Source organism: Aquimarina rubra (assembly GCF_042684305.1).
GTDB classification, from domain to species: Bacteria; Bacteroidota; Bacteroidia; order Flavobacteriales; family Flavobacteriaceae; genus Aquimarina; species Aquimarina rubra.
In genome coordinates this window covers 682,658-707,908 of sequence record NZ_JBHULE010000008.1, presented here as the reverse complement: position 1 = coordinate 707,908, position 25,251 = coordinate 682,658, and the positions used below count along the sequence as shown (strand labels likewise).

Genomic DNA, 25,251 nt, shown 5'->3' with positions numbered 1-25,251 from the left:
TAATTCGTAATTCTGAATTCATACATATATATTTGTTAGCAAAAGTATAGTAAACTTGAAAAAAAGAAACAAACTTAAAATATTAAACGACCCAATTTACGGTTTTATTACCATACCTAATGAACTAATTTTTGATCTTATCGAGCATAGATATTTTCAGAGGTTACGAAGGATATCTCAGATGGGTCTTTCATATTTAGTATATCCAGGTGCTCACCATACGAGGTTTCATCATGCACTAGGATGTATGCATCTAATGCAAAATGCTGTGCGAGTCCTTCGTTTTAAAGGTGTTAGTATTTCTGAAGAAGAAGAAGACGGGTTGTGTATTGCAATTTTGTTACATGATATTGGGCACGGACCCTTTTCTCATGCGATGGAACATAGCATTGTAAATGAGATAAATCATGAGTCCATTTCTTTGATGTTTATGGAGAGAATCAATAAAGAATTTAACGGTAGTTTAACGCTTGCTATACAAATTTTTAAAGGTGAGTATCACCGTAAGTTCCTTCACCAGTTAATTTCTGGCCAACTGGATATGGATCGTATGGATTATCTGAAGCGTGATAGTTTTTACACAGGTGTTGCTGAAGGAAATATTAACAGTGAGCGCTTAATAACAATGCTTAACGTAGTTAATGATGAGTTAGTAGTAGAGGAAAAAGGGATATATTCTGTAGAGAAATTTTTATTAGCAAGACGTTTGATGTATTGGCAGGTATATCTTCATAAAACAAGCCTCGTTGCCGAAAATTTATTGATAAGAGTTCTAAAAAGAGCCAAAGAATTGGTAAATAAAGGAGAGAAGCTTACTGCAAGCAAAGCACTACTATTCTTCTTAGAAAATAAAATTACTGCGGATAATTTTACGGTTGAAGTATTGGAGACATTTTCAAAATTGGATGATTATGATATTGTTTCTGCAATGAAAGAATGGGCTTTATCAGAAGATTTTGTTTTGCGAAACCTGTGTAATATGATTATAGACAGAGATTTACTACGAATAAAAATAAAGAAGAAAGCCTTTAGTGAAGAGAAAATCAAAAAACGATTAGATGAATTTAGAATGAAAAATAGAATTTCTGATGAAGAAGCTAGTTATTTTGTTTTCACAGGAAAGATTTCTAATCAGGCATATCACCAAAATAAACAGAATATAAATATTTTGTATAAATCGAGCAAAATAGTTGATATTGTGCGTGCTACGGACCAATTTAATTTGAAGGCATTGTCAAAACCAGTAACTAAATATTTTATATGTTATCCAAAGTATATAGATTAACACATTTTTTATACTTTTGTTGCTAATGATTTTTACAGCCACACAAATTGCAGGTATACTAAATGGTGAAATCGAGGGAGATGAAACCGTAGAAGTATCTAAACTAGCAAAGATAGAAGAAGGAACGAAAGGTTCGTTAACATTTTTGTCTAATCCTAAATATACCCCATATATTTATTCTACTGATGCGTCGATTACTATTGTAGATAAAACTTTTGAAGCAGAGTCCAATATAAAGACTACTTTGATAAGGGTAGATGATGCATATAAAGCATTTTCACAATTATTGGATTACTATAATATGGTAAAGATGAATAAAACTGGGATTGAACAACCAAGTTTTATTTCTGAAACGGCAAAATATGATGAGAATATGTATTTAGGTGCGTTTTCTTATTTAGGAGATAATGTAAATATTGGTAAAAATGCTAAGATTTATCCAAATGTATATATAGGAGATAATGTTACTATTGGAGATAATGTGGTTGTTTTCGCTGGAGCCAAAATTTATTCTGAATCAATTATAGGTGATAACTGTGTAATTCATAGTGGAGTAATTGTTGGAGCGGATGGTTTTGGATTTACACCAAATGAAAAAGGAGAGTATAGTAAAGTACCACAAACCGGTAATGTGATTATAGAAGAGAATGTAGACGTAGGAGCAGGGACAACGATTGATAGAGCAACTCTGGGGTCTACTATTATTCGTAAAGGAGTAAAGTTGGATAACCAAATCCAGATAGCTCATAATGTAGAAATTGGAGAACACACTGCTATAGCAGCGCAGACAGGTATTGCAGGATCCACTAAAATCGGAAAGCATTGTTTAATCGGAGGTCAGGTTGGTATTGCAGGACATCTGGTTATCGGTGATAGAGTTAGAATCCAGGCTCAATCAGGTATAGGAAGAAATATTAAAGACGGAGAAGCCATTCAAGGATCTCCAGCGTTAGGGTACTCAGATTATAATAAATCTTACGTACATTTTAAAAATTTACCCAAAATTGTAGATAGAATATACAAACTTGAGAAAAAGATAGATGACAATGAGTAATGCCGTTGCAATTAAACAAAGAACGATTCAAAAAGAAGTTGAACTCAAAGGAGTAGGACTTCATACAGGAAAAGAAGTAACACTAACTTTTAAACCTGCTCCTGAAAATCACGGATATGCTTTTTGTCGGGTTGATTTAGAAGGTAATCCTATTATAGAAGCCGATGCTAATTATGTAGTAAATACACAAAGAGGTACAAACTTGGAAAAGAACGGTGTAAGCATTCAAACTTCCGAGCATGTACTGGCAGCTTGCGTAGGTTTAGAAATAGACAATCTTCTTATAGAACTTGATGCTTCAGAACCTCCAATTATGGACGGTTCCAGTAAATTTTTTATTGAGGCCCTTGAAGAAGCAGGTATTGTGGAGCAAGAGGCAGAAAGAGATGAATATATTGTAAAAGATGTAATCTCTTATACTGATGAAGAGTCTGGAAGTGAGATTATTGTAATGCCATCAGATGAATATCAGGTGACCACAATGGTAGATTTTGGTACAAAAGTACTCGGGACACAGAATGCATCCTTAAAACATCTTTCAGAATTTAAAGAAGAAATTGCTGATGCCAGAACTTTCAGTTTTTTACATGAACTGGAAATGTTGCTAGAGCACGGTTTAATAAAAGGAGGAGATCTAAATAATGCAATTGTTTATGTTGATAAAGAGCTGAGTCCTGATACTATGGAAAAGCTAAAAGTTGCTTTTGGAAAAGAATCCATTGCAATCAAACCTAACGGTATATTAGATAACCTCACACTTCATTATCCTAATGAAGCTGCAAGGCATAAGCTTTTAGATGTAATAGGTGATCTTGCTTTAATAGGGACTCGAATCAGAGGGAAAATTATAGCAAATAAACCCGGTCACTATGTAAATACACAGTTTGCTAAGAAACTATCCAAGATCATAAAGATTGATAAACGTAATAAAGTTCCTCAATTTGATCTAAATCAAGAACCTTTGATGGATATCAATAAAATTATGTCCATGCTTCCGCATAGGCCTCCGTTTTTATTGATTGATAGAATTTTGGAAATGTCTGACAAGCATGTTGTAGGAATGAAAAATGTGACTATGAATGAGCCATTTTTTGTAGGGCATTTCCCGGGAGCACCTGTTATGCCAGGAGTTATGCAAGTAGAAGCAATGGCACAAACTGGTGGTATTCTTGCTTTGAGTACAGTTCCGGATCCAGAAAATTACTTGACTTATTTTATGAAAATAGATAAAGTAAAGTTTAAACAACAAGTACTTCCCGGAGATACGCTGATATTCAAATTAGAATTGCTTACTCCAATAAGAAGAGGAATTTGTCATATGCAAGGGTTTGCTTATGCTAATGGAAAATTAGTAACAGAAGCAGAACTTATGGCACAAATAGTAAAATCAAAATAATTATTTAGTATATCATTTGATATTTGATGATAACTAAAGCATTAAAATAAAATCAATGAATCAGCCTTTAGCATACGTTCATCCAGGAGCAAAAATTGCAAAAAATGTAGTTATCGAACCTTTTACTACGATTCATAATAATGTAGTCATAGGAGAGGGAACCTGGATTGGTTCTAATGTAACTATTATGGAAGGTGCCCGAATAGGTAAAAACTGTAGTATTTTTCCGGGAGCTGTAATATCTGCAGTTCCACAAGATAAAAAGTTTAATGATGAAGATACTACAACAGAGATAGGTGATAATACTACTATTCGTGAATGTGTCACCATTAATAGAGGTACCACCGATAGAATGAAGACTAAAATCGGAAAGAATTGTTGGATCATGGCATATTGCCATATAGCACACGATTGTATTGTAGGAGATAATTGTATTTTTTCTAACAATAGTACGCTTGCAGGTCATATTAATGTAGGAGACTTTGTTGTGCTTGCCGGTATGGCAGCAGTTCAGCAATTTTGTAGTATAGGTAATCACGCTTTTGTGACTGGTGGGTCTTTGGTACGTAAAGACGTCCCTCCATATGCAAAAGCGGCAAGAGAACCTTTATCGTACGTTGGGATAAATTCAATCGGTCTACGTAGAAGAGGATTCACAACAGAGAAAATAAGAGAGATACAATCTATCTATAGAATATTGTATCAAAGTAATTATAATAACTCTCAGGCCGTGGCAATCATAGAAGCTGAAATGGAAGCTACACCTGAGCGAGACGAGGTTTTAGAGTTTATAAAGAACTCTCAAAGAGGTATCATGAAAGGGTATTTCTCAAATTAATAAATATTGAAAAATAGATAATAACAACAAGTAATAAAATTAGCGATGGCAAGTACGAGTGATATCAGAAATGGATTGTGCATCAAATACAATCACGATATATATAAGATTATAGAGTTTTTACATGTAAAACCAGGAAAAGGACCTGCTTTTGTTCGTACAAAATTAAAAAGTGTAACTACCGGAAAAGTAATTGATAATACATTTTCCGCAGGTCATAAGATTGAAGATGTCAGAGTTGAGACACACAAATTTCAATTTTTATATGCAGAAGGTGATACATATCATTTTATGAATACAGAAGATTATAATCAGATAACACTCGAAAAATCTACTTTGGATGCTCCTGGATTGCTAAAAGAAGGAGAAGTGGTTACCGTAATTATAAATTCTGAAGATCAAATGCCACTTTCTGTAGAAATGCCGGCAAGTGTAATATTAGAAGTAACTGCAACAGAACCAGGAGTCAAAGGAAATACCGCAACGAATGCTACAAAACCTGCTACAGTGGAAACTGGAGCAGAAGTAATGGTTCCGCTTTTTATCAACGAAGGTGATAAAATTAAGGTAGAAACTGAAAAAGGAACCTATAAAGAGCGTATTAAAGAGTAATTTAGAAATCGTATTCTAAAACTCTAAATTGTATAATGAAATTTCCTCAAGCACACACCCTTAAACAAATTGCAACGATAATATCTTCGGAATTTATTGGTAGCCCTGATTTTCAGGTATTAGGTATGAATGAGATTCATGTGGTTACGCCAGGTGATATTGTTTTTGTCGATCATCCTAAGTATTACGACAAAGCCTTGGAAAGCCCAGCCACGGTAATATTGATCAATAAAAAAGTAGATTGTCCTGAGGGAAAAGCATTGCTTATATCAGATGATCCTTTTAGGGATTTTAATATGTTAACTACATATTTTAAACCTTTTCAGAAAGCTACTTCGATCATATCAGAAACATCCAAAATAGGAAAGAACACTGTTATCCAACCCGGAGCATTTATTGGTAATGATGTAGTGATAGGAGATAACTGCGTAATACACGCCAATGTAAGTTTATATGATGGTACTGTCATAGGAAACAATGTCACGATACATTCCGGAACTGTATTAGGAGCCGATGCTTTTTATTATAAAAATCGCCCTGAAGGTTTTGATAAGCTAATTTCTGGTGGTAGAGTTGTAGTAGAAGATCATGTTGATTTGGGATCGTTATGTACTATAGACAGAGGAGTAACAGGTGATACAACGATTAAATCAGGAACCAAAATAGACAATCAAGTTCATATAGGACATGATACGGTTATTGGAAAAAAATGCTTGATAGCATCTCAAGTAGGTATTGCCGGTTGCGTGGTGCTAGAAGATGAAGTTACGTTGTGGGGACAAGTAGGAGTCACCAGTGGAATTACAATCGGAACAAAAGCGGTAGTGTCTGCCCAGTCCGGAATTAGTAAATCTTTAGAAGGACATAAAAGCTATTTTGGTACGCCTGCAGATGATTTTAGAAAAAAATATAAAGAAATTGCTGCCATCAGGCAAATACCCGAAATAATAGAAAAATTAAAGAATAATGAGTAAAACAGCAAAAGAGGTAGTTAAATCATTCTATCAGACGGATTTGATCCATAATATAGACGCCTTTTCTGAGTATTTACATCCAGAAGTTGAATTAAATTGGAACAGTAGTTTTGGCTACAATAAAAAAGGTTTCGATGATATCAAGACCATGTTTAAGGAGATGTCTCGTTCCTTTGAAACGTTTCGATGTGAAATTAGCCACCTTCTGGAAGAGGATGGTATGGTAACGGTTCGATATACATATGTAGCTAAAACTATCGAAGCACCCGATAAAGAAGAGGCAATAGCACATTTTATAGCTATTTGGGAGTTAAAAGATGGTAAGTTATATAGAGGATATCAGATTAGTCAACAAGGCGATAATACTCCAGAAAATTTAAAATCTTTTTTCTCTGAATAAATTTTTAGAAGTGAATTAATCTGTTTTAACTTTTCTGAAAATAATATAATATAGGTAGAGAAAATTAAAAAATCAAAAAATAGATTTTTTTTGATTTTTCATTTTAACTATAGTATTCAAAAGCGTACTTTTGAAACTGCTAAAAAAAATAAAAAAATCATAACGCAATGAGTGTTCTAGTAAATAAGGATTCTAAAATAATAGTTCAAGGTTTTACAGGTAGTGAAGGTACTTTTCATGCTGGTCAAATGATTGAGTATGGTACCAACGTTGTTGGTGGTGTAACTCCAGGAAAAGGAGGGCAAACGCATCTTGACAAACCAGTTTTTAATACTGTAGAAGATGCAGTGAAAGAAGTTGGAGCTGATACTACTATTATTTTTGTACCACCTGCATTTGCTGCAGATGCTATTATGGAAGCTGCTGATGCAGGAATTAAAGTAATTATTACTATTACTGAAGGTATTCCTGTTGCAGATATGATTACAGCTTCTAATTATATAAAAGGTAAAGGATGTCGTTTAATCGGCCCTAACTGTCCGGGTGTTATTACTCCTGGTGAGGCTAAAGTTGGTATTATGCCAGGTTTTGTTTTCAAAAAGGGTAACGTTGGTATTGTTTCCAAATCTGGTACTTTAACATACGAAGCAGCGGATCAAGTTGTAAAACAAGGATTAGGTATTACCACTGCTATTGGTATTGGAGGAGACCCAATTATTGGAACTACTACAAAGGAAGCAGTGGAATTATTAATCAATGATCCAGAAACAAGTTGTGTTGTGATGATAGGTGAAATAGGTGGGCAATTAGAAGCAGACGCAGCTAGATGGATTAAAGAAAGCGGAACTTCTAAACCGGTAGTTGGATTTATTGCAGGAGAAACAGCACCTGCAGGACGTACGATGGGACATGCTGGTGCAATCGTTGGAGGAAGTGAAGATACTGCTGCAGCAAAGAAAGCAATTATGAGAGAGTGTGGAATTCACGTAGTGGATTCTCCTGCAGAAATCGGTAAAAAAGTAGCTGAAGTTTTAGGCTAAAAATAGCTAGAGTAAGACTTTATTTATAATATTTTAATGAAAATCCATAAGATTCGGTTCTTGTGGATTTTTTATTGTTAAAATATTCTTAAAAACCGTAACTTATTTTAACATTAAACGTTTAATAGTACATTAAACAATATTAACTTAAACTAATTAAATGAAATCATTAAAATCAGTCTTACTATTATCCTTTTTATTTTTACTGAGTAATTGTAAGAATTCATCAAATCAAGAAACAAATTCAGACAAAGAACTTACAGTAGAATCACATACCGATGCTGCTGGGTTTTCTTATGAAACAGTTTCCAATGACCCTACAGGTTTACGATTATATACATTAGACAATGGTCTGAAGGTCTATTTAGGGAAAAATCAAGAAGAGCCTAAAATACAAACGCTTATCGCAGTCCGTGCGGGATCCACGTATGACCCAGCAGATAATACAGGTTTAGCGCATTATTTGGAGCATATGGTATTTAAAGGAACTGATAAAATTGGTACACAGGATTTTGAGAAAGAGAATGTCCTTTTGAAACAAATTTCTGATTTGTATGAAACTCATAAGGCAGAAACAGATTCAACAAAGAAAAAAGAAATCTATAAAAAGATAGATGAAATCTCTCAAGAAGCTTCTAAGATTTCTATAGCCAATGAATATGATAAGATGGTTGGTTCGTTAGGAGCAGAGGGAACAAACGCTTTTACATCAAATGAGCAAACTGTGTATGTGAATAAAATACCTGCTAATGAATTGGATAAATGGCTAACTGTAGAAAGTGAGCGTTTTAGTAAGTTGGTATTGCGTTTGTTTCATACGGAATTAGAAGCTGTATATGAAGAGTTTAACAGAGGTCAAGATAGTGATGGACGTAAGCAGTATTTTGCTGTATTAGAAGGTTTGTACCCAACACATCCATATGGTACGCAATCTACAATAGGAATATCAGAGCATCTTAAAAATCCTTCAATGGAGGCCATTCACTCATATTTTGATAAGTATTATGTACCAAATAATATGGCAGTAATATTAGTGGGAGATATTGATTTTGATGCTACGATTAAAAAAGTAAACGAGTCTTTTGGGTCTTATAAAAAGAAAGAAGTTTCGCATCCTACATTTGAAAAATTAGCACCACTTGCTACTCCTGTTAAAAAAGAAGTATATGGCCCTACCTCGGAGTCTATTTATGTAGCTTTTAGAACAGAAGGTAAAGGAACTGAGCAAGAAGTAATAGTAACTCTTATTGATTATATGCTTGCAAATTCTCAGGCAGGATTGATTGACCTAAATTTAAATCAAAAACAATTAGTTCAAAATGCTTCGTCCTATACAAATTTTGATAATGATTATGGATTTCATTTATTATATGGAACACCAAAAGAAGATCAAACATTAGATGAAGTTAGAGATTTGTTATTAGCGCAAATTGATAAGATTAAAAAAGGAGAGTTCGAAGAATGGTTGTTAGATGCCGTTGTTAATGATTTACGCTTATCTCAAATTCAACAATATGAAAATGCATCCTCTACAGCATATGCATATTTAGACGCTTTTATTGGTTTTCAGGATTGGAAAAATCGCTTGGAAATGTTAGATAATATGAAAGAAATCACAAAAGAACAAGTTGTAGAGTTTGCGAATAACTTATACGGTAATAACTATGTTGAAGTCCATAAAATAAAAGGTGAAGACAAGAGTATCGTTAAGGTAGAAAACCCTGGAATTACTCCAATTGAATTAAATAGAGATAAAGAGTCTGTCTTTTTACAAGAGTTTAATAAGTTGGAAGCTACAGCATTATCTCCTCAATTTATAGATTATAAGACAGCTATCAAGGAAAGTAAGACGGGTAATGGATTATCAGTATCACATATAGAAAACCCTAATAATGATATTTTTAGTTTAAATATCATTTTTGATATGGGTAAAGATCATGATCCTAAAATGTCTCTGGCTGCTGGTTATTTAGATTATTTAGGCACCGATAAGTATACACCCGAACAGCTTAAACAAGAGTTTTATAAAATAGGGGTTAATTATAATGTCTTTACTGCCAATGATAAAACTTATGTGGGTATTTCGGGACTAAAAGAAAATCTTGATGCTGGTTTAACTTTGTTAGAAGATTTATGGAACAATGCGGTACCAAATCAAGAGACATATAATAAGTATGTAGATAAAGTCTTAAAAGGACGTAAGGATAATAAAACTCAAAAAGGGAATATTTTTTGGAATGGGCTTATGAGTTATGGTAAATATGGTGAGAATTCACGTTTACGTAATATCTATACTGCTTCAGAATTACAGGCAATGAATCCACAAGAATTGGTGGATAAGGTAAAGGAGTTGCGTAATTTTAAGCAACGTATTTTCTATTATGGTAATGATATCGACGGAGCCATCGCATCTTTAGATAAAAATCATACAGTAAAATCTAATTTATTAGAGTACCCGGAGAAGACTACATATATAGAAAAGGAAACAGGTGGTAATGTTTACTTTGTAGATTATGATATGGTGCAGAGTGAGATGCTTTTATTAGCTAAAGGAGCTGAATTTGATCCTAAAAAAATGGCTGCTTCTCGATTGTTTAATACCTATTTTGGTAGCGGATTATCTTCTATCGTGTTTCAGGAAATAAGAGAATCTAAATCGTTGGCATATTCTGCGTTTTCTAGTTATGATCAAGGAAGAGAAGTAGGGGAATCAGATTATGTAATGGCCTATGTTGGTACACAAGCTAATAAAATGCCACAGGCGGTTGATGCAATGATGGAATTAATGACAAATATGCCAGAAGCAGAAGAGCAGTTTAATCAAGCAAAAGAAGCAACATTAAAGAAAATTGCCGCGCAACGTATTACGAAATCTAATATTTTCTGGACATATGAGCGTCTTAAGAAAAGGGGTATAGATAACGATAATAGAGAAGAAATGTATAATGCTATTAAGAATATGAAGTTAGAAGATCTTAAGACATTTTTTAATGAGAATATTAAAGGTGAGAATTATAATGTTCTGGTTATAGGTAATAAAAAGGATGTAGATATGAAGGCTTTAAAAAAGTTAGGTGAGGTGAAGGAAATGGATATAGATTATTTATTTAACTACGAAAAGAACGATGAGGACGTTAAAATGTAATCGGCAAAAGATATAATTTTTTTTAAGTTACAATAAAGTTTAGATCCTCTAAGAAATAAAGAGGTTACTAACTAAAAAAATCCATCTGCCTAAGGCGGATGGATTTTTTGTTTATAATTGGTCTAAAAGCTCTGATGCTTCTTTTGATTTATAATTATTAGGGTATTTGGCTATTTCAGAAAGTAATTCCTTTGCTTTTTCTATACTATTTTGTTTGAGAAATAATAGAGCTTTAAACCACTTTCCTTTAGGTGCATCTATAAGCTTGCTTTCTATTAATGCATTAAAACTAATTTCCGCTTTATTGAATTGACCTAGTTCCATCTGAGAAATTCCTGTATAAAGATATATAGTAGCTTGGTTTTTCTGCATAATAGAAAGTTCCTTCTCTAAAATATCTAAGGATTGGCGATATTCTCTAGCCTCAAATAATTTTTGTGCTTGGATTAGTGATTTTTGTTCACTATTTCCCCGATCTACTAAAGAAGGTAATTCCGATACATCTAAATAACTTACATATAATTCTTCTGGAGAAGCTTTAAAAGGCGAAAAAATCGTGAGACCGATAACAAATAAAATGACTGCTATACCAGTATATAAGAGCCAGGATTGATTTCCGCTGTTTTGTTTTAACTGGTACTCATAATTCACGGCACTTATTGTATCTGTTAATGTCTGAGTAGATTCACTTTTAAGCAATGCTTCATATTCCTTTACTTCCGGTAACTCTTGATTCCTACTAACACTCCATTTGTTTTCATTTAGATTAAGAAGTAATTGTTTTTCAAAGTTTACCTTTTCTCGAAAATCGTTATCGTTTTCCATTCTAAGCAATACTTCGTTTCTTTCTTTTTCTGAAAGTGTATCCCTAAGAAAATTTTGAATTAATATGTCTTCTTCTATACTCATAACTTTTTGAGTGAATTATAACGTTGATCGTCTTTGATCTTCTTTGATAATTTTGTTTTACATTTAAAAACACGTTGCCTTGCTACAGTTTCAGAACTATATCCCATTTTTTTAACCATGTCCGCATATGAGCTATTATTGAAAAACATAGTCAATATTTTTTTGCAGTTTCCCGAGATCAAATCAAGTTTTTCGCTAAATAATTCCCATCTCTTTTGCTCTAAAATGGTTAACGCAGTATCGCGCTCTGCAGGTACTAGTTCAATAATATCACTATTTGTTACCCTATTTTTTGAAGTATTTAATTCTCTGCGCCATAAATTTTTGCAAGCGGTGAATAAATACGCTTCAAAACTTGTATTGATTTCAAATCTCTCTTTTCTATATCTAACAGTGATCTGGATTAATGCTTTTTGAAAAATATCTTCTGCATCCTGCTGGGTGCCCTTATTTTGTAAAAGAAACTTTCTAACTCTGGGAAAAACTGCAGTATAAATTTTCATGATTCCTTTAGAATCATTATTCAGTAAACTGGTAAGATATTGTTCATTTTCAATCATTAAAATACTGTGATTCCTTGGTTAAACAAAATATTTATCCTCACTTGGGTAACAAAATGAGCTTTTTGGTAACTAATAAGGTGAAAATATTATAATTTAAAAAAGTAAGATAATGATTAGACAATTTTTTATAAATAAAGTTACAATTATTTGTGCAATGATTTTCATGGTTGGCTGTACCTCTGATCCGGTTACAAACGATATTACTATTGAGGAAACAACTGAGGTGAAATGGAGGCCTTATATAGATGAGGAAGGAAGAATGGAAGTTTTGATCATCTATGTGGAAGGAACTCCCGAAAGTGTTAAAAATGAAGTACGGGTGCACTACAGAGGTTTATTGTTAATATCAGATATTGTGGAATGCGAGGATGAAGATACAGAAACATGGACTGTGGAAGCAGCTAGAATGCCAGGACCTCTTACTGATACTTCTAGTGACGAACCTTTACGAGAAGCAATACAGCACGTAATTTTTAATACTAATTGTGATAAATCTAATGGTAGGAATTAGTGAACCTTTATAGATTTCAATTATCCGTTCTTTTTATACTTTTTTACGCCAGCGTAAATTCTCAGGACCTTTATTCATTTTATGAATCTTTATGGGATGATAAAAATATTGAGATTTCGTTTATAGAAAAAGAAGTTGACAGTATTGTTGCTATATATGAAAGCAATAGAGAGGAGTTAAAGGCTATTAAAATTGCCGGCGATTTTTCAAAGAAACTTTATAGAATACAGTCATACGAAAGAGCAATTGATTATACAGAATATGAAATATCTTTATATCGAAAGTTGGATATAAAGAATAATGAGTATGCAAAAGCCCTATACAAACTAGGGTTTTTGTATTTTAAAATTAAAAATTTTGAAAAATCTTTAACGTGTTATCGAGAAGTAATAGCACTTAATATAGATGATTATTCCACTGCCAGAGCCTATTGTGAATTAGGAAAGTATTATTATTCTATAAATGATTATTTCAGGTCGGATGAGTATTATGTTCACGGAATTTCTGGGTTGGAGAAATTTGGTAATAAAAATGTGTTACTTATTAAATATCTTAATCATGCTCTAGTTCTACTAAATATGAGCACACCTGATAGTTTAGATAGAGCAAAAGAATTATTGGACAAAGTCGACCAACTTTTTGATCAACTACCTAATTATTCAATAAGAGATTACAGAACTTTTAATAATTACTATGCAAATTATTATAGTAAAATAGAAAGATATGATTTTGATAAAGCTAAATATTATAGTAACAGAAATTTAAGTAAGGCAATTCAAGACAAAGACTCCACTTTTATTTACACTTCATTTGTGTCACTTGGAGATTTATACAGAGATTCTCAAAAGGAACAACAAATGGATAGTGCTTTTTTCTTTTTAAATGAAGGGATTAAATACGCCATAGAAACAGAAGAAAAGTCAACTGCATATCATCAATTAAGTCACTATTATTTTGAAAATAATCAATATCAAGATGCCTTAGATAAAATACAAAAATCTCTAATGGAGAGTGCAGGTTTGGGTCGTGATATGAACGCTTTACCAGATCTGAAAGAGTTAAGGATTTCGGATAACCAACATAATATTTTGTTAGCATTAATTCAGAAATCTACTATCCTTATAAAGTTATATGAAGAGGAAAATAATAAAAAACATATCGAGCTTGCGCTGTCCAATTTATTATCAGCAGATACCTTAGTAGATATTTTGATTGATGTTAGTAAAGAAGATGGATCAAGATTATACTGGAGAGAAAAAGCTTCAGAAATTTATTTAAAAGGAATATTAGTTTGTGAAATACTTAAAGAGAGTGAAAAAGCTTTTTATTTCTCAGAAAAAAAGAAAGCACTTCTCTTAACAGAGGGTATTCTTGAAAATATTGATAAATCAAAACTACCGGATACAGTATTAGCATTAGAAAATGATTTAAAAAAACAGATTCTTGATATTGATAATTTAATATCATCTAATAAAAATAAGGATAGTATTACATTATTAGAAAATGCACGCTTTAATTTAAAACGACAATACCAAAAACAAGAAGATTCTTTAAGAATACTATTTCCTGCATATTATAAAGATCAAAATACAACCGGTATTGTGGATCTAAAGAATGTTCAAGAAACCATGGATGATGGCGATATAGTAATTTCATACATCACTAATCACGATGAGTATTACGATTCTTTTAGTGTTGTATATGCTACTTTAATTTCTAAAACACAAACGGAGATCCTTAGAATTGGCAAGCTAAGTGAATTAGAAAAGCTTGTTAGCGCCTATAGAAATCAATTGTCTAAGCCTTTTGAGACAGAGCAGGATCGATTAGCTTTTAATGAAACAGCTTCAGAACTATATGCTTTACTAATTCCTAAAGATAAAATTTCTATGTCTTTGTATCAAAAACATTTGGTAATCATCCCGGATGGTACTTTACAATATATTCCTTTCGAAGCTCTAATAATAGATAAAAAAACAAATAGATACCTCATTGAAGATAATGAAATAAGTTACGCATACTCTATGTCTTTTTTACAACATAATGCTACTGTAAAGAGAGAACCTTCTAAAGATATAGTAACATTTGCCCCTATAAATTTTGATCACGATAATCTTGAAGATATTAGCAATAGTAGTAATGAGATAGAAGGTATCACTAAGTATATAGTAGGAGATAGGTATAGTAACGAAGAAGCTTCTAAGTATAACTTTTTATCTAATACAGATGATCATAAGATAATTCACCTGGCTACACATGCCAATTTTTCAGATAATCTTCAGATAGCATTTCATGATACTAATCTAGAGTATCATGAGTTGTACACTTCCCGAAATCAAGCAGAATTGGTGGTACTAAGTGCCTGTAATACATCTTTAGGAGAAATAGCCGAAGGTGAAGGTGTGATGAGTTTGGCAAGAGGTTTTTTCTATGCAGGGGCTAATACGGTTATATCTTCTCTTTGGAACGCTAATGACAAATCTACAGCTCAGATTATGGAGAGTTTCTATCATAACTTAGAAGAAGGTCAGACCAAATCTAAAGCATTGCATAATGCTAAAATTAACTACTTAAAATCAGCTTCTTTATCAGATACATCTCCTCATTATTGGGCCACTTTTGTATTGATTGGTGATGCAGAAACCAAACTATTTCCATCAAATATACTTCTGTATGGAATTTTTTTTTCACTTCTTTTAGTACTAATTCTTAGTGCTTTAGTATTTTTTCTTAAAAAAAGATAATTTTTTTGGGTAACAAAATAATGATTGTTGTAACAGGACAGCATAATTAGAAAAAGTTACTCGTGTTTCTTTCCTGATTATTTAATCTAAATTCTTTCGCGAAGAATTGGACACATACTGTGAGTGTCTATAAATGATCACAGAGTTTCAATTTTTAAAATATAAATCATGTTAGAAAACATTTCAAACTTAGGGAAATCATTAAACAAAAACGAACAGAAATCTATTACGGGAGGATTAAGACCCAATGCAGATGGTTTAGTTTGTCATCCATCATTTAGATTTACTTCTACAACTTGTCCTGGTGGAACAACCTATAACAGTACTTGGGATGCATGTTGTTATGGTTTTATCGTTGATGAAGCCGATCCTATCGAGTTATAGATATATAAGTCTCAATCGGTAATCAGACATATACTATGAGTGTCGTTAAATGTTCATAGTATTCATCATATTTAAAAATATACATATCATGTTAAAAAACATTTCAAACTTAGGTAAAACATTAGGTAAACTAGAACAACAGTCCATTCAAGGTGGTTTATGGAGAGCATGCTCCTCAATTGAGATTTCAAACGGTTGTTATCATTCAAGATTTGGGTGCGTATGTGAGGCATCAGAACACTAATCTTTAAAAAAGACATATACTATGAGTGTCGTTAAATGTTCATAGTATTCATCATATTTAAAAATATACATATCATGTTAAAAAACATTTCAAACTTAGGAACTACCCTAAATAGAGTAGAACAAAGACAAATTAACGGAGGTAAACAACAAGATCCAATAATATCAGTACCAGATTCAAATATCAAATGCTATTGCAATGGACAATTTGTAGCAATGGTGGATGATGTAGATGCCTGTTTATGGATTTGTGGTATGGACTAAGTTTTAGTGCCATTCAGTTATATGGGAAGCTTATCATTAGCTTCCCTTTTTTATGATAATTCATTACGCTTCAACTTCAATATCACTGGTCGGGATAAATAGTTCTAATACAATTGCCAAAAACATTACAGTTCCGCATCCAAGTGCATTTAACCAAAGAAAAGGCAGCCAGTCTTGCCACCATACAAAAATGATAATCGCTTGTGTAATTAATGCAGCCACAAAAACAGCATTACTTTTCACATATTTGATAAAGAATGCCAACAAGAATATACCCAGCACATTTCCATAAAAAATAGATCCTATAATATTAACCAACTGTATGAGGTTATCAAATAAATCAGCAAAACACGCTACCAGAATCGCTAATAATCCCCAAATTAACGTAAAAAATTTAGAAGCAGTTACATAGTGTTTCTCGCTTTTTTCTTCTGTTATATTACGTTTGTAAAGATCAATAGCCGTAGTCGATGCCAGGGCGTTTAATTCTGAAGCCGTAGATGACATCGCTGCAGATAATATCACAGCCAATAACAAACCGATTAGTCCTCTCGGAAGATTATTGAGTATAAAATGGATGAACACATAGTCTTTATCATTGGTTTCCACAATGGGATCGGCCATGGTAATCAATTCTTTCGCTGCTTCTCTGGTTTTCTTCTCAGATTTATCCAATTCTGCTATAAAGTTTTTGGCATCTAACTTTTGTTGAGGATCTGTTTCTTTTAGATATTTTTGAATTGAGATTTCTTTAGAATCCTGAATTTCGGTGAGTTGATTTTCAAGTTCCTCATATTCCTGAACATATTTAGAATTCTCTATAGCAATGCTCGCCGCCGGATTGAAATTTAGTGGAGCCGCATTAAACTGGTAGAAAACGAATACCATGACTCCGACTAAAAGTATGAAGAATTGCATGGGTATTTTTAATAACCCATTAAACAACAGCCCTAATTGACTTTCTTTTACAGATTTACCGGATAAGTATCTTTGTACCTGACTTTGATCCGTTCCAAAATAAGACAGCATTAGAAATGTTCCTCCAATGATTCCTGTCCAAACAGTATATCTATTACTGAGGTCAAAAGAAAAATCCAACACTTCCATCTTACCACTAGCTCCAGCAATTTCTAGTGCTTTTGTAAAGGTTACGTCTTCTGGCAAATAACTTATAATCAGAAAAAAAGCAATAAACATTCCGGTAAAAATGATAGCCATTTGTTGTTTTTGTGTAACACTAACAGCCTTAGTTCCTCCAGAAACGGTGTAGATGATGACAAGAATTCCTATGATTATATTTAGAGTGGTAAGATCCCAACCTAATACGGCAGATAATATGATAGCAGGAGCAAAGATGGTTATTCCGGCACCTAATCCTCTTTGAATCAAAAAGAAAAATGCAGTAATAGTACGAGTCTTAAGATCAAATCTGCTTTCTAGGTATTCATAAGCGGTGTATACCTTTAATTTATGATAGAGCGGAATGAAAACCATACAGATGATAATCATAGCAATGGGTAGTCCAAAATAAAACTGAACAAAACCCATTCCGCTATGAAATGCCTGTCCGGGAGTAGAAAGAAAGGTAATGGCAGATGCCTGAGTAGCCATTACAGATAAACCAATAGTCCACCATTTTGCCTCATTACCACCGCGTATATAATCCTGAACGTTCTTACTGCCTTTTGTTTTCCAAACTCCGTATAATACAATAAATAATAAAGTTCCTATAAGTACGATCCAATCTATAAGTTGCATATGTTAGTTATCTATTGTAATAATGAAAGTTAGTTTGAGAGAAATATCCAATACATAAAATTTTAGGAAAATGTTGTCGTAATCCAATAGAAAAAAAGTAAGTACAATACATTAGCAATTAAAATAATTGTGTAGAGCTTTTTCCAGACTATTTTGGTGTTTGAATCTTCCATAATGGTTATTATTTTCCTAAAGATAGCATATTTGCAAATAATCGATATGCTCCGGAAACTCCTGCAGGAAATTCTCTAAAAAAACTTAGACCGGTATATACATAATATCCTTTTCCATATTTGGCAATCAACAAAGCTCCTTTTTTCTCAGATTCTCCTTTATCATTTGCGGCAATAATAGGCACATATTCTTTAGACCACTCACCAGGAAAGTATAATCCTCGTTCTTGTACCCAGCCATCAAAATCTTTGTTAGTTATTTTATTCGGAGTATTTAATACAGGATGATCACTTGCTAATAACTTGACGGTTGCATTTTCATCTGTAACACGATCTCTGGATAGTTTTAATGGATAAGGTCCTAAATTATCCTGTACTTTGAGTCTTCTGTTAGTATTATATTGGATAATCAAGTTTCCACCGTTTTTTACATACTCTAATAGATATTTTTGTCGGAACTTTAATTCATCTACTGTATTATATGCACGTATACCAACAACTATAGCATCAAAAGGTTGCAATGTTTCTTCAGAAATTGATTCAGGAGTAATTGTAGTTACTTTATAACCAATTTGTTGTAAGCTTTCTGGAACTACATCTCCGGCACCTTCTATATATCCAATATTTTGACCTTTCTTTTGAATATCCAATCGAACTACTTTTGTTTCTGAAGGTAATACTACGGTCTGAAAAGGAATGTGATCGTAATCAATTGTAATTACTTCATCAGAATATATTTTTCCTTTAATATTTATTTGAGGTGAAATATACCCTTCGCTTTGATTTTTTGGAGCAGTAAGTGTAAAAACCAAGGTTTTTTCTTCACCTTTTTGTGCTAAACTAAAATCAATTTTTTGTGGAGACACCTGCCAACCTTCTGGGTGTTTTAAAGAAACTGTTCCTGTTAGGTTAGATTCTCCAGCTTTTATGGTAACCGGAATTTCTTTTGCAGGGCCATTTGCATAAATAATCACTTTGTCTTTTATGCTGGCAGAAATGGCAGGAATAACTTCAAAAGGCTTATATACTTCTCCTTTTACCGGATCATTAGTCTTATAAACAATATCTTTTTTATAGGGGATAATAGTTCCATTAATTTCAATATTGAATATAGCTTCGGTTTGATGTTTGGTTTCTGGTGTTCCGATCAGTTTTTGATCCGTAACATTATACATGCCAAGAGTTCCTTTACTATTCAACCAATATGGAGTTGTGTTTTTTGTGCTTGAAATGATTTTACCTTTTAATTCGTAGTTTTTTCCTTTATTATTATCTAAGACTGTTTCTGCATTTTCTGAAACTCCTATTGCAGAAATATCAATTGATTTTAGACGAATTGAAGCGTCACTTCTATTAATGGCTTCGATTTTAATGGTTACTTCACTATCCTTTGTCGTATAAGGTTCTGTCGCAACAGCTTCCAAATAAAGACCGGTTGTCGCTGCGATAATATCTTTTATTTCCTTGGTTTTAATGGCTTTCCAATGCGTATCTTCTAATTGTTGTATTAATTGATATGCTTTTACTAATTGATTCACAGAAGCTGAAGGATTTTTGAAATCAAAGTTTTTTTCTACTTCATATAAAATATCACCAATCTCTTTTCCTCCTTTAACTCGGTTCCAGGAAGTATCAATTCCATCAAAAACATTGGTTTTGTCTTCAGGAAGATCTCCTTTTATTAACTCTATATATTCAGTTTGTGTCCCACGAGTTCCAGTGCTTCCAAAACCTTGTGACTTATGCTGACTGCGGCTTAATGAAGCGATCTCCGAATTAGAAAGTCCTAAGTCAGGATAGTAAACACCTGTGTCGAACTCCAAAAATTTGGATTTGTCCGCTTTTTCGAATTTCTCTCTACTTCCGTAAAACCACCAAGATGTATTAAAGAATAACCTTTTAGGTTGCCAGGTATTCACATATTTAAGTTGTTCTGGGTATACATTTTTATCTGCTACCATATCAAAAGCTTCTACGCTAAGCATTGCAGAAGAAGTATGATGTCCGTGTGTGCTTCCCGGTGTTCGGTGATTAAATCTATTAATTATAACATCAGGTTGAAACTTTCTTATTGCCCAAACTACATCGTTTAGCACTTCTTTTTTGTCCCAGATAGCCAAGGTCTCATCAGGATGTTTAGAATATCCAAAATCATTAGCACGCGTGAACATTTGTTCTCCACCATCAGTATTACGAGCTGCTAATAATTCTTGTGTTCTTATTACTCCTAGTAATTCTCTTATTTCCGGGCCAATTAAATTTTGACCACCATCACCACGAGTAAGTGATAGATATGCGGTTCTGGCTTTCACCTGATTTGACATATAGGAAATCAATCGTGTATTTTCATCATCAGGATGTGCTGCAACGTATAAAACTGAACCTAAAAAGTTCAGTTTCTTAATTGCTTCATGAATTTCTACAGAATTCGGTTTTTTAGGTTGCTGTGCTTCAGTAATTTGTACAGATAGCAAGCTAAAAGTTATGACAACAAGTAGTTTTCGCATAATAGTATTTTGATCCTGGTTTTGAGTGTTTCGTCAAATATAAAAAGATAAAATTCTGAGTATTTAGGTTTAAGGATACTTTAACAAGACTATTTGGATCTATAAATTAATCCAATCAATGACCCTAGGAGTACTGTAATTGCGATTGTTGGTTTAGGTCCAAATGCCAATAAACCAATAAGTAAACCTCCAATTCCGCCCAATGCACTTGCTATAAATCGACCGCTATTTTTTCTTTTCTTGATTACATAAATCATAGCCACGGAAAGTGTCATCCTAAGAGCCGCTCCGACAATAGTAATATCAACAACACTTTTCCAAAACAAGGCAACGATAAAAGCAATAAAAACGGTAAAAACAGTTGCATATCGTACCGATTTCACTTTCTGATCTTTTTTTGATTTATAAACTAGGTGAGAGGAGACCGCAAAAATTGAAGTATCCGCCGTACTCATTAACCCAGCAAAGAAAAGTACTACTAATAAAGGAATCCAGGATTGATTGACTAAGTTTTGCATTGCAAATACAAATACCGTATCCGGATCCAAAGTAGTATTCTGATTATAAACATATAAACCTATAAGGAGTAATAAAAACGCTATTAATAAAACTGGAATAATCGCCAATCCCATTCCTTTTTTTAGTGATTTCACATCTTTTGCGGCATAACAAAGTTGATATCTGTCTGCTAAACCAAAAACAGATAATCCGCCATATAATACAAGGCCGATAATACTGCCTAGTTGTACGTTTTCATTTGTAGAAGTTCCTAAAATGTCACCAAAATCTTTTATATCTAACATCCCTAAAATCAAAATACATAAGAAACCAATAATGATAATAGCCTGAATGGTATCAGTAAGTACAACTGCTTTGAAACCAGAGAACAACACATAAATCAATACTACCAAAGTGGTAATTAGTAAAGCAATTTCGTAAGAAAATAAATCAAAAAAAGTAATCACCTTGGCACCTCCTGCCAGAGATAGCAAAATCCAGAAAAACTGTACAATAATAGTAATCGAATTGGTAACTAACGAAGTGGTTTTATTTCCTGTAACAAATGCGGGTAGATCACCTTGTGTATAGAAATTACCTAATAATGATAGTTTCTTAATTCTAGGTGCTGCCCAAAAAGCAAATAAAAGATAACCAATCACAGAGCCAATAGACATGGCAAATAATCCCCAACCAAACTTATATGCATAGCCTGTATAGGTGATTAAAGTACTCACACCGATGGCGCCGGCAAATTTCGAAAATAGAATAGTCCATCCACTACGGTTTCTTCCACCAATTAGAAAATCTTCTGTATTCGATGATTTGGAGATATAGACAGATAGGCCAATGATTATTATAATATAGATAGACAGGTAAAGGTAGATCTGCATATGAGATGGTTTGGTGAGCTTCAAAAATAGCTAAAAGCTTTTATTAAAAAAGCTTTTCAGGTTTTAGTTGTTGTTGTAGTGCAGGAGGAAGAATTGGTTAAAGCAGGAGAGTTTTATTTCTTCTTAATATCTACAATATCCAAAATATCTACTTCCATATAGTCAGCGATTTTTTGTAATCGTTCGAAATCTTTTGTCAGATTTTTTCTCTTTACAACATAATCTCCTGCTTGCGGACTAATGCCCAATACTTTGGAGATACCGTATACTGTTTTGGCTCCTTTACTTTTTTTGAGTAGTCTTTTTAATTTCTTGTTAATCATTGTGTAACAATATTATATAATTTAAATATACAAATAAATTTTTAATAAAAAAATATTTGTATAATCAAAAAATAATTGTATATTCGAATCATACAAATCAAAACCGCTAAAAAATGAAACTCTTATTAGTAATTGCAATGCTTTGCGTAACGTTTGGAAACGCCGCTTCTTTAGATTCTAATCCGATAAACGAAAAGGAAAAAAACAAAAAAGGGGATAAGAAAGAAGATGTAGAGAATACACTAATCTCCAGAAATTTTCATTCGATAAAGAAGTGGAAGATGACAGTAGAGTATACTAATGGAGATATTATTTCTAAAACTATTGAGATTAATGATGACTTATCATCTAGTGCTATGGAATTAGCTTTTATAGAAGCAGAAAAATATATAAAGACTTTAAAAAGGGTGAAAGCGTATAACGTATCGCCAGTATCAGGAAATTCTTTTGTGCTATTAGCAGGAGGAAAGTAATAATCACTTGAACTTTACCTACATAAAAAGGCCACTAATTAAAAACTAGTGGCCTTTTGCTATAGTGTGAGTATAAATTTTATTTATCTATTTTTTTCTTTCAACGAATTCAAGTTGATCAATCGCTACGTTTGTAGTAAAAATCCCATAGTTAACTACTGCTTTCCCTTTTTCTAAAGTATCTATTGTTCCTATGGATTTTCCATCAATCATGCGGACTCTGTCGCCTACCTTCAGAATCATTTTAGGTTTAGCTTTTTCGATTTTTTCTTCTTTTTTCTTTTGCTCTTTTTTCTTCTCTCTGATTACATCTACCTTTTTCTCTACTTCTTTGACTATTTTTTCTTCTTGCACCTTTTTAGCCCTTCTTTGCTTAACGGTTTGTTTTTTTCTTTTAGAGTTCTCTACCTGAACAATTTTCATGAATTCATCGATAAGCTCCCTTTTCTTTTTATTATGGAAGTATTTTTCGCTTATTTCGTTTAGCTTCTGACCTAAATAGATCATGCGCTGATTACTGTCATAGAGTTCTTGATAGCTCTCTAATTTTAATTGTAAACGCTGGTTGATCTTATCTAATCGCTCTTTTTCTTCTTCTGTTTTTTGTTCTTTTGTTTTGAGAGCAGAAGTAGTTTTTTGAAGTTTTGATCTTTCTTTCTGAAGGTTTGCAATGCTTTTATCGAAACGTATTTTGCCGCGTTCTACCTTTTTCTTTGCCTTATTAATTAAACTATAGGGTATACCATTTTTTTGAGCTACCTCAAAAGTAAAAGAACTTCCTGCCTCACCGAGGTATAATTTAAACAAAGGCTCCAAGGTTTTAGCATCAAAAAGCATATTGGCATTAGTCATATTTGGTAATTCATTAGCCAACATTTTTAGATTAGCATAATGGGTAGTAATGATCCCAAAAGATTCACGTTCATAAAAAACCTCTAAAAAAGCTTCAGCAAGTGCACCACCTAATTCCGGATCACTACCTGTACCGAACTCATCAATAAGAAATAAGGTCTTGTCATTACATTTTCGAAGAAAATAATTCATGTTTTTTAATCGGTAGCTGTAGGTGCTTAAGTGGTTTTCTATAGATTGATTATCTCCTATATCAGTAAGTACGGTGTTGAATAAGCACATTCTACTGTACTCGTGCACAGGAATTAACATACCACTTTGAAGCATAATTTGGAGTAATCCAACAGTTTTTAGTGTAATGCTTTTTCCTCCGGCATTAGGACCGGATATAACTATAATTCGGTTATTTTTATCCAAAGAAATTGTTTGGGGATAGGTCTTTTCGCCTTTTTCCTGATTGTTCAGGTAAAGTAGGGGATGGTATGCATCTTTTATGGTTAGTTCTCTGTCCTCTGTTATTTTTGGAAGTACCGCATTTAGTTTACTTGCATATTTTGATTTAGCAGCTACAATATCAATATCGCTAAGGTATTCCTGATAGTGTTCTAATAATTCTGAAAAAGGTCTTATTCTATTTGTTAGATCCTTCAGTATTTTAACTACTTCTTCTCGCTCTTCATACTTTAAGTTACTGAGCATTCTGCTATACTGCAAGGTTGCTTCGGGTTCAATGTATACAATGCTCCCAGTTTTAGAATTTCCCATTATGGAACCTTTAACTTTACGGCGATACATGGATTTAACAGCCAATACTCTTCTATTATCAACAACACTTTCTTTTATCTCATCCAGATACCCCAAACTGTTGTATCTGTTTAAATCTCTTCCAAAACTACCATTAAGTTTACCTTGTACTTCATTTATATCTTTTCTCAGTGAATTAAGAGTAGGAGAGGCATTGTCCTTAATCTCTCCAAATTTATCGACAACTAGTTCGATTAGATTGATAATCTCTTTAGTAAAAGGAACTTCAGATGAAGTTTGATATAGAACAGGGTATAACTCATTGAATTTTTTAAAAAAACCAAGTAGGTCATTTGCAGTAAGGCTTATGGATACAATTTTTTTTAGATTAAATGTTTCCAAGAACGTGTTTTCTATCCCTAGCAGCTGTAATTCTTTATCAATGCTATCAAATCCATGATTAGGAATTCTAGCATCATTTAAATAGGAAGATTTGTATTCAAACACTTGTTGTAAAGAAATGTGTAATGCTTCTTTTGTACTTAACGGAACAATTTCTAACGTTTTTGACTTTCCGTATTCAGTATTGCATAAATCAGCTACGTGATCAAGTATGATATTGAATTCTAAATCTTTTAGTGTTTTTTCTGAAATACGGATCATGCGGA

The 25,251-nt window shown here is 32.9% G+C and carries 21 protein-coding genes; 14 read left to right on the top strand and 7 right to left on the bottom strand.

The window, feature by feature from the left end:
• Positions 1-55: 55 nt before the first annotated feature.
• The 9 genes from ACFSR1_RS07395 to ACFSR1_RS07355 all read left to right on the top strand — a co-directional run bounded on the left by ACFSR1_RS07395 (position 56) and on the right by ACFSR1_RS07355 (position 10,744).
• Positions 56-1,285: an HD domain-containing protein gene (locus ACFSR1_RS07395; RefSeq protein WP_378291134.1), complete on the top strand. Its 1,230-nt coding sequence runs from the start codon at positions 56-58 to the stop codon at positions 1,283-1,285.
• A 25-nt stretch (positions 1,286-1,310) separates the two neighbouring features.
• On the top strand, positions 1,311-2,339 hold the full coding sequence (gene lpxD, locus ACFSR1_RS07390) for a UDP-3-O-(3-hydroxymyristoyl)glucosamine N-acyltransferase (RefSeq protein ID WP_378291132.1): 1,029 nt from the start codon (positions 1,311-1,313) through the stop codon (positions 2,337-2,339).
• Positions 2,332-3,735, top strand: coding sequence for a bifunctional UDP-3-O-[3-hydroxymyristoyl] N-acetylglucosamine deacetylase/3-hydroxyacyl-ACP dehydratase (locus ACFSR1_RS07385; RefSeq protein WP_378291130.1), 1,404 nt, complete (start codon positions 2,332-2,334; stop codon positions 3,733-3,735). The genes lpxD and ACFSR1_RS07385 overlap by 8 nt, the downstream gene beginning before the upstream one ends.
• Positions 3,736-3,790: 55 nt before the next feature.
• Positions 3,791-4,573: an acyl-ACP--UDP-N-acetylglucosamine O-acyltransferase gene (lpxA, locus tag ACFSR1_RS07380; protein ID WP_378291128.1), complete on the top strand. Its 783-nt coding sequence runs from the start codon at positions 3,791-3,793 to the stop codon at positions 4,571-4,573.
• A gap of 45 nt (positions 4,574-4,618) precedes the next feature.
• Positions 4,619-5,185 (top strand): elongation factor P, encoded by a 567-nt coding sequence (gene efp / locus ACFSR1_RS07375; RefSeq protein ID WP_108804079.1) that lies wholly within the window; start codon positions 4,619-4,621, stop codon positions 5,183-5,185.
• A 35-nt stretch (positions 5,186-5,220) separates the two neighbouring features.
• Positions 5,221-6,159 (top strand): UDP-3-O-(3-hydroxymyristoyl)glucosamine N-acyltransferase, encoded by a 939-nt coding sequence (locus ACFSR1_RS07370; RefSeq protein ID WP_378291126.1) that lies wholly within the window; start codon positions 5,221-5,223, stop codon positions 6,157-6,159.
• Positions 6,152-6,559 (top strand): nuclear transport factor 2 family protein, encoded by a 408-nt coding sequence (locus ACFSR1_RS07365; RefSeq protein WP_378291124.1) that lies wholly within the window; start codon positions 6,152-6,154, stop codon positions 6,557-6,559. Before ACFSR1_RS07370 ends, ACFSR1_RS07365 begins: the two co-directional genes overlap by 8 nt.
• Positions 6,560-6,726: 167 nt before the next feature.
• On the top strand, positions 6,727-7,599 hold the full coding sequence (sucD, locus tag ACFSR1_RS07360) for a succinate--CoA ligase subunit alpha (RefSeq protein WP_298540399.1): 873 nt from the start codon (positions 6,727-6,729) through the stop codon (positions 7,597-7,599).
• A gap of 160 nt (positions 7,600-7,759) precedes the next feature.
• Positions 7,760-10,744, top strand: a complete 2,985-nt coding sequence (locus ACFSR1_RS07355) for a M16 family metallopeptidase (RefSeq protein ID WP_378291122.1) — start codon at positions 7,760-7,762, stop codon at positions 10,742-10,744.
• A 111-nt stretch (positions 10,745-10,855) separates the two neighbouring features.
• Here the strand turns inward: ACFSR1_RS07355 and ACFSR1_RS07350 are convergent, their stop codons facing one another.
• Positions 10,856-11,653 (bottom strand): tetratricopeptide repeat protein, encoded by a 798-nt coding sequence (locus ACFSR1_RS07350; RefSeq protein WP_378291120.1) that lies wholly within the window; start codon positions 11,651-11,653, stop codon positions 10,856-10,858.
• Positions 11,650-12,213, bottom strand: a complete 564-nt coding sequence (locus ACFSR1_RS07345) for an RNA polymerase sigma factor (RefSeq protein WP_378291118.1) — start codon at positions 12,211-12,213, stop codon at positions 11,650-11,652. Before ACFSR1_RS07345 ends, ACFSR1_RS07350 begins: the two co-directional genes overlap by 4 nt.
• Positions 12,214-12,325: 112 nt before the next feature.
• On the opposite strand from ACFSR1_RS07345, the gene ACFSR1_RS07340 reads away from it, so the two are divergent.
• From ACFSR1_RS07340 to ACFSR1_RS07325, 4 genes are all read left to right on the top strand, one after another.
• Positions 12,326-12,727, top strand: coding sequence for a hypothetical protein (locus ACFSR1_RS07340; RefSeq protein WP_378291116.1), 402 nt, complete (start codon positions 12,326-12,328; stop codon positions 12,725-12,727).
• Positions 12,727-15,471: a CHAT domain-containing protein gene (locus ACFSR1_RS07335; RefSeq protein ID WP_378291114.1), complete on the top strand. Its 2,745-nt coding sequence runs from the start codon at positions 12,727-12,729 to the stop codon at positions 15,469-15,471. Before ACFSR1_RS07340 ends, ACFSR1_RS07335 begins: the two co-directional genes overlap by 1 nt.
• Before the next feature lie 168 nt (positions 15,472-15,639).
• Positions 15,640-15,855 (top strand): hypothetical protein, encoded by a 216-nt coding sequence (locus ACFSR1_RS07330; protein ID WP_378291112.1) that lies wholly within the window; start codon positions 15,640-15,642, stop codon positions 15,853-15,855.
• Between the two features lie 318 nt (positions 15,856-16,173).
• Positions 16,174-16,362, top strand: a complete 189-nt coding sequence (locus ACFSR1_RS07325) for a hypothetical protein (protein ID WP_378291110.1) — start codon at positions 16,174-16,176, stop codon at positions 16,360-16,362.
• A gap of 63 nt (positions 16,363-16,425) precedes the next feature.
• Here the strand turns inward: ACFSR1_RS07325 and ACFSR1_RS07320 are convergent, their stop codons facing one another.
• The 4 genes from ACFSR1_RS07320 to ACFSR1_RS07305 all read right to left on the bottom strand — a co-directional run bounded on the left by ACFSR1_RS07320 (position 16,426) and on the right by ACFSR1_RS07305 (position 22,514).
• On the bottom strand, positions 16,426-18,120 hold the full coding sequence (locus ACFSR1_RS07320; protein WP_378291108.1) for a sodium:solute symporter: 1,695 nt from the start codon (positions 18,118-18,120) through the stop codon (positions 16,426-16,428).
• Positions 18,121-18,301: 181 nt separating this feature from the next.
• Complete coding sequence (locus ACFSR1_RS07315) at positions 18,302-20,800, bottom strand: PIG-L family deacetylase (protein ID WP_378291106.1); 2,499 nt, start codon at positions 20,798-20,800, stop codon at positions 18,302-18,304.
• A gap of 89 nt (positions 20,801-20,889) precedes the next feature.
• Positions 20,890-22,191 (bottom strand): sodium:solute symporter family protein, encoded by a 1,302-nt coding sequence (locus tag ACFSR1_RS07310; RefSeq protein ID WP_378291104.1) that lies wholly within the window; start codon positions 22,189-22,191, stop codon positions 20,890-20,892.
• 113 nt (positions 22,192-22,304) lie between these two features.
• Positions 22,305-22,514: a hypothetical protein gene (locus ACFSR1_RS07305; RefSeq protein WP_378291102.1), complete on the bottom strand. Its 210-nt coding sequence runs from the start codon at positions 22,512-22,514 to the stop codon at positions 22,305-22,307.
• 113 nt (positions 22,515-22,627) lie between these two features.
• On the opposite strand from ACFSR1_RS07305, the gene ACFSR1_RS07300 reads away from it, so the two are divergent.
• Positions 22,628-22,987 carry a hypothetical protein gene (locus ACFSR1_RS07300; protein ID WP_378291101.1) on the top strand — a complete coding sequence of 120 codons (360 nt, stop codon included), beginning with the start codon at positions 22,628-22,630 and terminating at the stop codon, positions 22,985-22,987.
• 87 nt (positions 22,988-23,074) lie between these two features.
• Here ACFSR1_RS07300 and ACFSR1_RS07295 read toward each other — a convergent pair whose 3' ends face one another.
• Positions 23,075-25,246, bottom strand: coding sequence for an endonuclease MutS2 (locus ACFSR1_RS07295; RefSeq protein WP_378291099.1), 2,172 nt, complete (start codon positions 25,244-25,246; stop codon positions 23,075-23,077).
• Positions 25,247-25,251 lie beyond the last annotated feature (5 nt).